Origin of the sequence: Chryseobacterium sp. KLBC 52 (genome assembly GCF_003347605.1) — a bacterium.
Classification (GTDB): domain Bacteria; phylum Bacteroidota; class Bacteroidia; order Flavobacteriales; family Weeksellaceae; genus Chryseobacterium.
Window position 1 is genome coordinate 12,764 of the sequence record NZ_QDFZ01000001.1, and the last position, 13,010, is coordinate 25,773.

The following is a 13,010-nucleotide window of genomic DNA, read 5'->3' on the forward strand; positions in this document are numbered from 1 at the left end:
AAATTAAAATTGAATAAATTATGAAAATAACTAAACTTTTAACTGTCCTATTTGCAGTTGTATTATTGTTTAATATTTCTTCATGTACAAGTGATTCTGCCGAATTTGAAATTTCCCCGATCACGTACCAGAACGGATATTTTATCGCTAATGAGGGGAATTTTAACAGCCAGGGAGCTAAAGTAACATTCCTGACAAGAGATTTAAACTTAAAGCAGGATGATGTATATGGATACAATAACAATAAAGAAATCCTGGGTGATGTTCTTCAGACCATCGGTCTTAACGGAAATAAAGCTTATCTTGTTTTGAATAACTCAAACAAAATTGTTGTAGTAGACCGTTATACATTCAAAAAACTAGCAGTAATTACTGATCAGATTGATAATCCAAGAGGAATTGCTTTTGCTAATGACTTTATCTATGTTGCAAACCTAAACTTCTCTACGAATGCAACAAGTGTAACGAAATATAAAGCTTCTGACTATTCATTTGTAAGCAAAATCACCATGACAGGCGGTGCTGATAAAACAGTAGAAGCAGGTGGAAATGTTTTTGTACAGAATGCTACTTCAGGATATGGAAATATGATTACTTATATCAATACTTCTAATGACAGTAAGACTGAACTTACTGTTCCGAATGGTAAGATCAACAGTACTATTTCATACAAATCTAACGTGTATACAATTTCTTCTACAGCAGCTGATTCCTATATCTACAAAATATCAAGCACAGGAGCTATGACACCTGTAGTTACATTGACAGGAATTCCAAGTGCTACCAATCTTCAGATTGATAATGATAAAATTTACTTCAGCTCTGCCAATAAAGTGTATACAACAAGCTTAGCGACTCCGGCAATTCCTGCTAGCCCACTATTAACAGCTGCAGATGGCGGTCCTTACTTTACACTTTATGGATTTAATGTTATTGATGGTAGAATTTTTGCATCAGATGTTCATCAGTTTACAGCAGAAAGCGAAATGCTAATATATTCAGCAACTACGGGGAGCAAAATTACTTCTCTTAAAACAGGAGGTCTTGGTGCTAACGGAACTTTCCTGAATCCACAATAATATAGTACTTCTAAAAATAATTTTTTATTTTTTCATCATTTGTGTTTTTTTCCGGCCGGTTTCGAAGAAACCGGCCGGCTTTGTTTCCTTAAGAAAAAAATTCCGGCGGGATGGAACATCCCGCCGGAATTTTTAATATTTTTCTAAATTGAATTATAAGGTTAATCCCAGTTTTTCAGCCTCAGCAATCACAAATTTTGTCGCTTCTTCTTTTTCATTGGGAATTTCCCCTTCGAGGATAGCTTCTTTTACTTTCTCTTTCAGTATACCAATTTCGCGGCCCGGTTTAAGATTAAACATTTCCATAATTTCTTCACCGGTAATAGGAGGCTGGAAATTTCTTACCTGATCTTTTTCTTCCACTTCCTTGATCTTTACCGCTACATATTCAAAGTTTCTTTTAAATTTCTCCTGTTTCTTAGAGTTTTTAGTGGTAATATCCGCTTTGCAAAGGGTGAAAAGATCTTCCAGATCTTCTCCTGCATCAAATAATAGTCTTCTCAATGCAGAATCTGAAGCATCATCCGTAATCAGTGCAATAGGTCTTGACGAAAGTTTTACCATTTTCTGAACATATTTCATATCACTTCCCAAAGGTAATTTTAATCTCTGGAAAAGTGTTTTTACCATTTTTGAACCCAAAAATTCGTGTCCGTGAAACGTCCAGCCTGTTCCTTCCACAAACTTTTTTGTCGGAGCTTTTCCAATATCATGGAGCAGGGCAGACCAGCGAAGCCAAAGATTATCCGTATTTACAGAAATATTATCCACTACTTCCAGCGTATGATAAAAATTATCCTTGTGGGTTTGTCCTTCCACTTCCTCCACGCCTTTCAGTTCGATCAGTTCAGGAATAACAAGCTTCATAAGACCGGTTTGTTCCATCAGTCTCAGTCCGACAGACGGCTTTTCAGACATCATAATTTTGTTAAACTCTACCATGATTCTCTCCATAGAAACAATCCTGATTCTTTCTGCTTCCTGCTGGATTGCTTTCAAAGATTCATCCTCAATTTTAAAATTTAAAGTAGAAGCAAAACGTACCGCCCTCATCATCCTCAATGGATCATCAGAATAAGTTTGAGCAGGTTCTAAAGGAGTTCTTAAAATCCCTTTTTCAAGATCTTCAATTCCATTGAACGGGTCAATCAATTCTCCGAAGTTATCTTTATTTAAAGAAATAGCCATCGCATTGATGGTAAAATCTCTTCTTTTCTGGTCATCTTCAAGGCTTCCGCCTTCTACTTCTGGCTTCCGGCTGTTTTCTGTGTAGCTTTCCTTTCTTGCTCCCACAAATTCAAGTTCAAGTTCTTTATACTTGATCATTGCTGTTCCATACGTTTTGAATACAGAAACTTTTAATTTAGGATCTATATCCTGAGCTACATTTTGAGCCAGTTCAATACCGCTTTGTTCCGTTACAAAGTCTATATCTGTAGAAGCTTTTCTGTTCATCAGCAGGTCCCGTACATAACCGCCCACAATGTATACGGACTGATTATTCCTTTCTGCTGCTTCAGAAATGATTTTAAATAGTTTTAAATTCTTATTTTGATTAAGATTAATTTTCATCGTTGATAATAGTGACAATTTCTACGTATGCTACCCATTAATCATAATGAGCATACATTCTACTAATTTTCCCCTCTTCATTAAAAAACATAACTTCAACAGCATGTTTATCCATAATCGACTTATAAAATAATGCTACCGAGTCTACTCCTGCTGTGGAATGCATCAGATCAAAATGAAGGTCCGGAAACTTATTCAATGCCTTTTTCCAGTACTCACGGACGGATTCTTTTCCTTTTAAAGAACTTTCTTTACCGTCAGTAGCCAGTGCGATCATAGGAGTGGTGATCTCAATATCATCCGAATAATGGGAAAGTATATCCTCTAAATCATGAGAATTCCACGCGTTGAGCCACATTTGAGCAAATTCATGATGATTCATAGCAAATAGTTTATGAGTTGAGTTTGCAAAGATAGAATTAAAAAAAAGAAATCCTGCCGATATAAACTGACAAGACTCTAAAAAATAAACATAAAAGTTCAGAATTCTTATTCTCTAAGAACTTTTATTCTGTTGTCATTCCATATTTTGATCACTGATGAGCCTGAGTATTTGGAAACCTTTTCTCTGTCTTCCTCCACTGCATAGTCTACTAGACTGATCATCTCATCAGAAATATCAGAGAATTTCAGCGGGCTTTTTTCACCACTGAAGTTGGCAGAAGTTGATACCAAAGGCCTGTTCAGTTTTGTAATCAGTTTTTTACAGAAATCATTTTTTACCAATCGGATTCCGATGCTTCCGTCTTCTGCAAGAAGTTCTTTAGGCAAGCCTCTTGGGTTTTCGTAAACGATCGTTACCGGTTTTTCACTGAGATCAATAATTTCCCATGCCATTTCAGGAACGTCCACCAGTTCCTGAAGTCTTTTCTCAGATTCCACAAGGATGATCATGGATTTGTTTTTTTCACGCTTTTTGATGTCAAAAATTTTATTGACCGCCTCTATATTGGTTGCATCGCAACCAATTCCCCAAATGGTATCTGTAGGGTAAAGAATTGTTCCGCCGGATTTTAATATTTCGATAATATGTTCCATAATTGTATATGAGTTCAAAGAGTGGATAAAGGTAGAGAATATAAGAATTTCAGGCAAAAAAATGGGATGTAAATGTGGACATATTTATAGGTTGTGGCTAGAGCCAATGGAAGGGTATATAATTTGAAAACGGGCTAAAGCCCATTCCTATTGATAATTGTAGTATGTTTAAATTTAAATAGGATTATTGATTTAATTAAAAAAATAATACGATGAATTTTAGAGATCCAATTCAATAGAAATGGGCTTTAGCCCATTTAAATAAAAGAAATAAATCCTCCGGCTTTAGCCAAAACCTACTTAGTTTTTAAAATTATATCTTTCAATAAATTCCTTATATTCCTCTCCAAAGCTTTTTTTCTGATGATGCTTTTCCTGATTTTTAATATAATTTCTTACGCTTTCTATCATAGACTCAGAAACTGATACAGCAAAATATTCATCCTGCCATGAGAATTTTCCTAAAGTAAGTTTATTTTTATTGATCCAATGTGAAGATTCACCTTTTAATAATTGTACAATTTTTTCTATATTTTGATCAGATCCCAGAGAAATAAGACAATGACAATGGTCTGAATATCCATTAATCATGTCTAAAAATATTCCTTTTTCTGTTGCATATTCTTTAATATGTTTCCAAACCTTAAGACGTATTTCGAATGTATTGAGAAACGGATCTCTATTTTTTGTAGAGAAGACAAGGTGAATGTAAATTTTGATAAAAGCCATTTGTGTTGTTTTATCAAAAATAATATTTTTTAGATTTAGGCTAAAGCCAAAGGAATGGTATATAATATCAAAACGGGCTAAAGCCCGTTCCTATTGATGTTTTTTTATTATCCGTGCGATATTAAAAAAAACGTCGAATATCCAATTCAATAGAAATGGGCTTTAGCCCATTGAAACAATTTAAATAATCATTCGGCTTTAGCCAAACTTATCAAAAGTCAAACGTATTTTTTAATTTCTTTGTACTACATCCATCCCAATTTCGATAAATACCTTTCCTCAATAATATTCAGGTGGTGGTAATTGTGCCCTACAATAAGTTTTCCGATGGTTTCTACAGAAATTTCATGGCCATTGGCTGTACCTGTATTTTGTAAAGCTGAAGGGTGAAGGGTTTCCAGTAGTATCTCAGAAGATTTTCTCACCAGTTTGTATTCTTCCAAAAGGGAATCAAGTGTTCTTTCGTTTGCAAAAGATTGGTCTGCATATTCATTTTCATCAAATCCGGGAAGATTGTTTTTCTCTCCTCTGGCGAAAGCTAATATTCTGTATTGGAACACTCTTTCTGTATCCGATAAGTGAAGGAGAAGACCTTTCAAAGTCCATTTTCCTTCTGCATAAGCAAAATTTGATTGTTCTTCGGTAAGGTTGGAATAAATTCCAATGGTTTTGTATGCTGATATTTGCAGTTCGCTGATCCAGTTTCCGGATGGAATCTGATCTAAATATCTCTGGATATATTTTTGAAATTCGGTCATATTATTTTTTGTTTGGGTTACGGGTTTTCGGGATTCGGGGTTTTGAGATTCTGGATGGTGAGTGTAATGTATCAATTACTCGTTGCTCATTACTCATGATTAGTCCACTCGTAGAAATTCACGGAGTCATACAGTTCAAATCCACAGGCTGGATAGAGTTGATTTCCGATGTCATTACTTTTGCCTGTTTCTAAAAGAATACCACAGGCTTTTGAAGATCGACAGTGTTCTTTGGATTTTTCAATTAATTCCTTAGAATAGCCTTTTCCTCTGTGGTCTTCATTCACGTAAAGATCGTTCAGCAGCCAGTAGCGCTGCATTCTTGTAGATGAAAATATAGGATATAATTGTACAAAACCTGTTAATATTCCATTTTCTTCCGCAACAAAAATTTCGGAGTCTTTGTATTCAAGTCTTTCCTGAAGAAAGGTTGTGGCAGCAGGAATATCTGATTCTTTATGATAAAATATCCTGTACTGATCAAATAATTCTGCGAGTTGTGGTAAGTCGGAAATACTTGCTTTCCTTGAGTTTTTCATAATATCAGTTGGTGTTATAATAAATGAGAAGGATTATCAAAATCCTTCTCATTGTATTGTATGCTTATTAAGAAAAAGCTTTCTCTAAATCTGCAATAAGATCTTCAGCATCCTCAATACCTACGCTTAAACGAACAAGGTCATCAGTGATTCCCAATTCAGCGCGTTTCTCTGCAGGAATTGAAGCGTGTGTCATCAGAGCAGGGTGGTTAGCCAAAGATTCTACTCCTCCCAAAGATTCTGCAAGCGTGAAAACTCTTACTTTTTCTAAGAATTTGATAGCATCTTCTTTCTTTCCGGATTTAAAAGTGAATGAAACCATTCCCCCTGATTCCTTCATCTGGGATTTTGCCAATGCATATTGTGGATGAGATTCCAATCCTGGATAAATTACTTTATCTACCGCTGGATGAGTCTCCAAATATTTTGCTACTGCAAGACCGTTATCAGAGTGTCTCTGCATTCTTAATGCCAGTGTTTTGATTCCTCTCAATACCAGGTAAGAGTCGTGCGGTCCTAAAATACCACCACTTGCAAACTGAATGAAGTGAAGTTTATCTCCCAGTTCAGCATCTTTAGCAATAAGTGCTCCCGCAATCACATCAGAGTGTCCTCCTAAATACTTGGTTGCAGAGTGCATCACGATATCAGCTCCCAAATCAATAGGTCTCTGGATATAAGGCGTTGCAAAAGTATTGTCTACTGCTACAAGAATATCTTTCCCTTTCGCAATGTCTACAACTGCTTTGATATCAACTAACTTCATTAATGGGTTAGTAGGAGTTTCTACCCAGATCAGCTTGGTTTTATCTGTGATAACATCAGCAATTTTAGAAACATCATCAAAATTTACGAACGTAAACTTCAGTTGGTATTTTTCGAAAAGTCTTGTGAACATTCTGTAAGTACCTCCGTAAAGATCATCTACAGCAACTACTTCATCACCTGGATTTAATAATTTTAAAACACAGTCGATGGCAGCTAGACCAGAACCGAAAGCTAAACCTCTCGCTCCGTTTTCAATACTCGCCAAAGAGTCTTCCAATGCCTGTCTTGTAGGGTTAGCAGCTCTTGAATATTCATATCCGGAATGTACTCCCGGGCTTTTCTGAGCAAACGTAGAAGTCAGAAATACAGGTACATTTACAGAACCTGTTGCAGACTCATGGTGCTGCCCTCCGTGAATTACTTTTGTATTAAAATTCATAATTTTTTGCTTTAGGCTTGAACATTAATCATATTCGTTTAATGCTCATTATTTTTATTAAAATTAGCTCTAACTGAGTACAAAAAGCTTACCGCTTACCGTCTTCAGCTTATTGCCATTGTATTTTTTTACTTAATGGCAGATTTCACCGCAAATTCTTCTGCGATTTCTTCCATCCACTGCGCTACATCCTCTTCCCCTGTCGCTCTCTGGTAGGTGCTTCCTAAAGATATTAAAATCTGGTGGATAAACATCTTCATCTGGTCTACAGGCATTTCTTTGGTCCAAAGATCAATTCTTAATGCTTCTCTTGTCTTATCATCCCATACAGAAATCATGGTTGCTTTTGTATCTTGTTTGTCAATACCGCCATCCTGAGCGTTCCATGTAATGTTTTCCGGTACATGATTTTCATCAAGCTCCACATCTATCGTAATCTGAGTCTTTCTCATTTTTTCTATTTTTTCTAAATTCTAAAATTTCTGTTATTTAAGTTTCGGTTTATAACCGGATTGATTAAAAATTGTGGTAGCATCCATTTTCAGAAACTCCGTTAATTTCGTTTCAGGTTTTTCCTTCAGATATGCCTTACAGATCTGCCATCCTGTAAAAATTCCGATCTGTGGTGAAGATTCATTATCGATTTCTGTATAAAATTTCGAGAATGGCCCTGGTGAAATAAAACGTTCTCCCAGTCTGGGATCATCTCCGAAGATCAGATTGCTTTCTACAAAATAATTCCAGATATTGGCTTCATTACTTTTTGCCCACTCATACTGCTTCTGAGTATAATTCATTTTCAGATAATCGGGTGTATCAGGAAGAAAAGCATCCTGAAGAATCATTACCTTTCCGTTCAGAATTATCTGATCAATAAATTTCTGATGATCAGGAGATTCTGTAACAATATTCTCGGCAAAAAGCTGTGATACCTTCGGAACTATATTCTGTGGGTTCATCGATTTCTGGAAATACAGTTCCAACCCTTTATAATTGGCATTTCCGTCTCCCATAAAACCGGTAACGTCTATGAACAAAAGATTTCCTTTCTGATCATAAAAGATCGGATCCTGAACCATCTGTAAAGCAGAGGAAAACAAATATACTTTAGGGTTTTTAAACTGCGGAAAGTAATATTTAATGTGTGAAAATAAACTTTGAAGCTCATTTTGCAGCTTTGTCTGATCTATTTTTCCAATAGCTTCCTTGTAGATTTTGATCTCTTCAGCATCCACTCGTCTTTTTCCGAAATCAGCATCAGAAACACTCCCCTGAAACCATGGGAATTGAGTTTTAAACTGATCCAGTGGAATATTCGGATTGTAGAATTCTTTGGAAATATCTGTGATGTCAACTTTTTCGGCAGTTGCTTTCACTTCTACCTTCCATTGATTTTCAGGTTCTTTTTTGCAGGAAATAACTCCGGCAGCCAGAAGAGAAGAAAGCGCAATATATCTAAAAATCTTCATTATTTTTACATGGAATTTAAGTTTACAAAAATAAGGATTAAATACACAATTCATGATGAAAATTAAAATATTTACCGCCCTGTATCTTATTTTGGGACTTTCTTTTTTCTACGGGCAAAAGCTTGAGTTTAAAGACAAAAACTTTGAAAAAGCAGTACTGGAAAATTTTGATCAGAATAAAAATGGAATACTTGAATCTCAGGAAGCTGGCAGGGTTACCAATCTGTTCCTTGTTCAGAAAGGAATTACTTCTGTAGAAGATCTGCCATTTTTCAAAAATGTAAAAGTGGTTATCCTGGACGATAATATAATTCCCGATATTGTCGTAAACAATCTGTCTCAGCTTGAATTGTTTTCATGTACGGGATGCAGAATTTCTTCATTCAAAGCCGAAAATCTTAAAAATTTAAGTTCATTATATCTCGATAATAATTTGTTGGAAAGTATTTCGCTGATGGAGATTCCGAAAATTGACCAATTAACATTATCTTTAAATCGATTAAAAGAAATAAACCTGACTCAGTTTAAAGTGTTGAGAAAACTGAATGTAGAACATAACAAACTTCAAAAAATTGATATTTCCGGTAATCCGGCCTTACAAACCCTTAATATCATGGGGAATAAGATAAGAGAAACAGATATCAGTAAAGCCGCAAAAACAAACGTGACTATTTTTGGAGCTGAAGACTAAAACCAATAATTATGAAAATAGAAACAGAACGACTGATTTTAAGAAAACTTGAAGAGACAGATGGTGAACGTATGTTTCTGCTGGATTCCAATCCTGAAGTCATGAAATATATTGGTGTACCGGTTTTGACAGACGTCAATGAATCAAAAAAAGTGATCAGCATAATTCAGAAGCAGTATGTGGAGAATGGAGTAGGAAGACTTGGAGTGGTAGAAAAAGAAAGCGGACTTCTGATAGGATGGAGCGGCTTAAAATTATTGACTCATGAAACCAATGGGTACAAAAATGTATTGGAACTGGGATATCGTTTTCTTCCGGAATCATGGGGAAAAGGATATGCTGTGGAATCCGGAATAGCTTCTCTGGATTATGGTTTTAATGATTTAAATGCAGAAGTTATTTATGCCTATGCCCATTCTGAACACGATGCTTCCAATCATATTCTAAGAAAATTAGGATTTGAAAAAACCAGTGAATTTGAAGAACCTGATGGAATTTGCTTTTGGTACGAACTGAAGCGTGAAAAATACAGTAAAAAATGATAACAATACGACAGGAAGAAAAAAAAGATCATCAACAGGTCTTTCAGCTTACGGAGGAAGCTTTCAGAGAAATGGAACATAGCGATCATCAGGAACAGTTTCTGGTAGAAAAATTGAGAAAATCTGAAGATTTTATCCCGGAATTGTCATTAGTAGCTGAAGATGAAAAGGGCACAATTGCCGGACATATTCTGTTTACTAAAATTAAAATTGTCAACGAAGAAAAATCGTTTGATTCTCTTGCCTTGGCACCTGTTTCAGTAAAACCGGAGTTTCAGAATCAGGGAATCGGAGCAAAGCTGATTCTTGAAGGACACCACATCGCGAAAGAACTGGGATACGAATCAGTGATATTGATCGGCCACGAAAAATATTATCCACGCTTTGGTTACAAAAAAACAAGTAATTTTGGAATTTCTTTTCCATTCGAAATTCCGGAAGAAAACGGAATGGCAATAGAATTGGTAAAAGACGGATTAAAAGATAAAAAAGGGGTGGTGAAATACCCTCAGGAATTTGGAATAGACTAAAAAAAGATAAACGATGCAGACACAAAAAGTGACAGATCATATTGTAAGCTGGTTAAAAGATTATGCAGCAAAAGCAAGAGTAAACGGATATGTAATTGGGGTTTCCGGGGGAGTAGATTCAGGAGTGGTTTCTACACTGGCAGCAATGACCGGTTTGAAAACATTATTGATCGAAATGCCGATCCGCCAGAAAGCCGATCAGGTTACCCGTGCAAAGGATCATATGGATGATCTTAAATCCAGATTCCCTAATGTAGAAATCATGTCGGTAGATTTGACACCTGCCTTTGAGGAATTGTACAAAACTTTTGATGTAAATGAGGATCTCTATCCTAATGAAAAATTAGCTTTTGCCAATACAAGAGCCCGTCTGAGAATGCTTACGCTGTATTATTACGGACAGCTGAACGGACTTCTGGTTTGTGGAACAGGAAATAAAGTGGAGGATTTCGGAATCGGGTTTTATACAAAATATGGTGATGGCGGAGTAGATGTTTCTCCAATTGCAGATCTTTATAAAACTGAAGTATATCAACTTGCCAAAGGACTGAATTTAATTAAAAGCATTCAGGAAGCAATTCCTACCGATGGACTTTGGGATGTGGACAGAACAGATGAACAGCAGATTGGTGCTACGTATCCGGAACTGGAAAAAATCCAGAAGGAATATGGAACGAAAACGGCTGACGATTATGAAGGAAGAGACAAAGAAGTATTCCTGATTTTTGACAGAATGCATAAGGCTGCAAAACATAAAATGGATCCTATTCCGGTTTGTGATATTCCTGAAGAGTGGAGAGCATAAAAATAGTATTACATTAAATAATCGCTATGAACGGTAAAATAAGATCTGTATTTTTTATATGTCTGGGGCTTCTTTTCGGAATGTCTGTGATGTACGTCTACAGGAACTTTATTGAAGATAAAAAAGATCAGTCAGGTTCTGCAAAAAAAGAAGCGGTGAGTTATGGAAGTACTTCTTCGGAGGGAAATTCATCAGCTCAGGTTTCGATAGACCAGCTTACAGAAGAGAAAACGGTAATCAGCTATGTAAAGCAAAATCATAAGCTTCCGGATTATTATATCACCAAAAATGAAGCAAGAAAACAGGGCTGGAATCCTTCCAAAGGAAATCTTTGTGATGTACTTCCCGGAAAAGCTATTGGCGGTGATAAATTCGGAAATAGGGAAGGACGTTTGCCGGATGGAGAACGATATTTCGAAGCAGACGTAAACTATCATTGTGGAGGAAGAAATGCTGACCGTATTATCTATACTCAGAATGGTGATGTATACCTTACCAAAAACCATTATAAAAGTTTTGAAAAGCAATAATGCCCAGTCATTGCGAGGAACGGAGTGACGAAGCAATCTCTAAAAAGAATCACAGGTGAAAGCAGGTTTTGGAAAGCAGGTTTTGTCTACATCATGACCAATAAAAACCACACTACTCTTTATACAGGAGTTACTTCAAATCTGCCCAAACGTGTTCAACAGCATAAAGAATCATATTATTCTCAAAGTTTTACCTCAAGATATAATTTGTATCTACTTGTGTATTGGGAATCCTTCCAGGAAATAGGGGATGCTATCGGTAGAGAAAAACAAATAAAAGCAGGTTCAAGACAAAAGAAACTTGATTTGATCAATAGTATGAATCCTGATTGGAAAGATTTTGCGGACGATGTTGAAAATATTATGGATGTTTTCTGAGATTGCTTCGTCGCGGAGCTCCTCGCAATGACAGGATGTATAATTTGCATTGTAATTATTATTAATCTTAATTTTGAAAAATTATAATCTTTTTTACTTTACCATCATCTTATTTCTGATGCTTTCGTGTTCAGAAAAGAAGAATGGGGTAAAGGAAAAGGCCGTAAAACCAGCCGTAACAATACTCATACAGCCATTTAAAGATATTAAACCTGAAACCGTAGCAAAAGTAACTGAAGGGATAAAAAAAGTATATCCGAACGTAAAAGTTCTGAATGCGATAGACTTTCCTGAAAATACTTATTATAAAGAGAGAAACCGTTATAGAGCCGATTCAATCATTAAATTTTTGAATAAAGAAACAAAAGAAGGCTTTGTGACAATAGGTCTGACAGCGAAGGATATCAGTGCCACCAGAGGAAAGATCAAAGACTTTGGAATCATGGGGTTGGGGTACAGGCCTGGAAAAGCTTGTGTAGCTTCAGATTTCAGACTGAGTAAAGAAAACCGGGATGAACAGTTTTATAAAATAGCCATTCATGAGCTTGGTCATACACAAGGGTTACCCCATTGCCCGGAAAAAATGTGTTTTATGAGAGATGCAGAAGGTAAGAATCCAACCAACGAAGAAACGGATTTCTGCAAAAAATGCAAAACTTTTTTAATTAATAAAAATTGGAAATTTAATTCAATATGAAGACAGTATATATAGATTTTACAGACATAGGTGACTATGAAGATTTTTACACCCAGCTCAAGGAGAAAGTTGAGCTTCCTGAGCATTTTGGGGATAATCTTGATGCACTTTTTGATACCATTACCGGTAATCTGGAAATGCCACTCCACTTAGAATTCGTTAACATGACTGTAGATCAGCTTGAGATTTTCGAAGACTTGCTGACTACTCTTGAAGATGCGGAAGAAGAAGTTGAAGAATTTAGTTTTAGCTACTATCTTGAGCAGTACGAAGACGAAGATGATGATGTAGAATCTGAAGAAGAATAAAAAATAAAGGTTGTCCCAATACAGGAGACAGCCTTTTTTATGCTGATCCTTATTCTATAATATTCAAATCTTTATTCTTTAACATACAAACCTAACAGGTTTTCAAAACCTGTTAGGTTTCTTATCTTATTTAACTGT

The 13,010-nt window shown here is 35.9% G+C and carries 18 protein-coding genes; 9 read left to right on the top strand and 9 right to left on the bottom strand.

The features are described 5' to 3' along the window. Positions 1–20 precede the first annotated feature (20 nt). Positions 21–1,079, top strand: coding sequence for a YncE family protein (locus DDF69_RS00075; protein WP_114818984.1), 1,059 nt, complete (start codon positions 21–23; stop codon positions 1,077–1,079). A gap of 153 nt (positions 1,080–1,232) precedes the next feature. Here the strand turns inward: DDF69_RS00075 and DDF69_RS00080 are convergent, their stop codons facing one another. The 9 genes from DDF69_RS00080 to DDF69_RS00120 form a co-directional block, all read right to left on the bottom strand. Continuing rightward, positions 1,233–2,651 (bottom strand): CCA tRNA nucleotidyltransferase, encoded by a 1,419-nt coding sequence (locus DDF69_RS00080; RefSeq protein ID WP_114818985.1) that lies wholly within the window; start codon positions 2,649–2,651, stop codon positions 1,233–1,235. 37 nt (positions 2,652–2,688) lie between these two features. After that, entirely contained in the window at positions 2,689–3,033 is a 345-nt protein-coding gene (locus tag DDF69_RS00085) for a nuclear transport factor 2 family protein (protein WP_114818986.1), read from the bottom strand. Positions 3,034–3,140: 107 nt separating this feature from the next. Beyond that, positions 3,141–3,689, bottom strand: coding sequence for an L-threonylcarbamoyladenylate synthase (locus tag DDF69_RS00090; RefSeq protein ID WP_114818987.1), 549 nt, complete (start codon positions 3,687–3,689; stop codon positions 3,141–3,143). 300 nt (positions 3,690–3,989) lie between these two features. After that, a complete protein-coding gene (tnpA, locus tag DDF69_RS00095; RefSeq protein WP_114818988.1) occupies positions 3,990–4,418 on the bottom strand; it encodes an IS200/IS605 family transposase in 429 nt (142 codons plus the stop codon). A 245-nt stretch (positions 4,419–4,663) separates the two neighbouring features. Further along, positions 4,664–5,176: a DinB family protein gene (locus DDF69_RS00100; RefSeq protein WP_114818989.1), complete on the bottom strand. Its 513-nt coding sequence runs from the start codon at positions 5,174–5,176 to the stop codon at positions 4,664–4,666. An 89-nt stretch (positions 5,177–5,265) separates the two neighbouring features. Next, entirely contained in the window at positions 5,266–5,715 is a 450-nt protein-coding gene (locus DDF69_RS00105) for a GNAT family N-acetyltransferase (protein ID WP_114818990.1), read from the bottom strand. A gap of 67 nt (positions 5,716–5,782) precedes the next feature. Further along, positions 5,783–6,922 carry a cystathionine gamma-synthase gene (locus tag DDF69_RS00110; RefSeq protein ID WP_114818991.1) on the bottom strand — a complete coding sequence of 380 codons (1,140 nt, stop codon included), beginning with the start codon at positions 6,920–6,922 and terminating at the stop codon, positions 5,783–5,785. Between the two features lie 128 nt (positions 6,923–7,050). Then, positions 7,051–7,374, bottom strand: a complete 324-nt coding sequence (gldC, locus tag DDF69_RS00115; RefSeq protein ID WP_034695059.1) for a gliding motility protein GldC — start codon at positions 7,372–7,374, stop codon at positions 7,051–7,053. A 33-nt stretch (positions 7,375–7,407) separates the two neighbouring features. Further along, entirely contained in the window at positions 7,408–8,391 is a 984-nt protein-coding gene (locus DDF69_RS00120) for a gliding motility protein GldB (RefSeq protein ID WP_185144300.1), read from the bottom strand. A gap of 52 nt (positions 8,392–8,443) precedes the next feature. Between DDF69_RS00120 and DDF69_RS00125 the strand changes: the two genes are divergently transcribed. The 8 genes from DDF69_RS00125 to DDF69_RS00160 all read left to right on the top strand — a co-directional run bounded on the left by DDF69_RS00125 (position 8,444) and on the right by DDF69_RS00160 (position 12,872). Beyond that, on the top strand, positions 8,444–9,082 hold the full coding sequence (locus tag DDF69_RS00125) for a leucine-rich repeat domain-containing protein (protein ID WP_114818993.1): 639 nt from the start codon (positions 8,444–8,446) through the stop codon (positions 9,080–9,082). Between the two features lie 11 nt (positions 9,083–9,093). Continuing rightward, the gene (locus tag DDF69_RS00130) at positions 9,094–9,624 is read left to right on the top strand and encodes a GNAT family N-acetyltransferase (RefSeq protein ID WP_114818994.1); all 531 of its coding nucleotides are present in this window, start codon (positions 9,094–9,096) and stop codon (positions 9,622–9,624) included. Then, positions 9,621–10,154, top strand: a complete 534-nt coding sequence (locus tag DDF69_RS00135; RefSeq protein ID WP_185144301.1) for a GNAT family N-acetyltransferase — start codon at positions 9,621–9,623, stop codon at positions 10,152–10,154. Before DDF69_RS00130 ends, DDF69_RS00135 begins: the two co-directional genes overlap by 4 nt. Before the next feature lie 13 nt (positions 10,155–10,167). Continuing rightward, positions 10,168–10,959 carry an NAD(+) synthase gene (gene nadE / locus DDF69_RS00140; RefSeq protein WP_114818995.1) on the top strand — a complete coding sequence of 264 codons (792 nt, stop codon included), beginning with the start codon at positions 10,168–10,170 and terminating at the stop codon, positions 10,957–10,959. A 26-nt stretch (positions 10,960–10,985) separates the two neighbouring features. Beyond that, entirely contained in the window at positions 10,986–11,489 is a 504-nt protein-coding gene (locus DDF69_RS00145; RefSeq protein ID WP_114818996.1) for a ribonuclease domain-containing protein, read from the top strand. Between the two features lie 24 nt (positions 11,490–11,513). After that, a complete protein-coding gene (locus DDF69_RS00150) occupies positions 11,514–11,867 on the top strand; it encodes a GIY-YIG nuclease family protein (RefSeq protein ID WP_262510842.1) in 354 nt (117 codons plus the stop codon). A gap of 73 nt (positions 11,868–11,940) precedes the next feature. Next, on the top strand, positions 11,941–12,564 hold the full coding sequence (locus DDF69_RS00155) for a Zn-dependent protease (protein ID WP_228411888.1): 624 nt from the start codon (positions 11,941–11,943) through the stop codon (positions 12,562–12,564). Continuing rightward, positions 12,561–12,872 (top strand): barstar family protein, encoded by a 312-nt coding sequence (locus tag DDF69_RS00160; RefSeq protein ID WP_114818998.1) that lies wholly within the window; start codon positions 12,561–12,563, stop codon positions 12,870–12,872. The genes DDF69_RS00155 and DDF69_RS00160 overlap by 4 nt, the downstream gene beginning before the upstream one ends. The last annotated feature ends 138 nt before the right edge of the window (positions 12,873–13,010 follow it).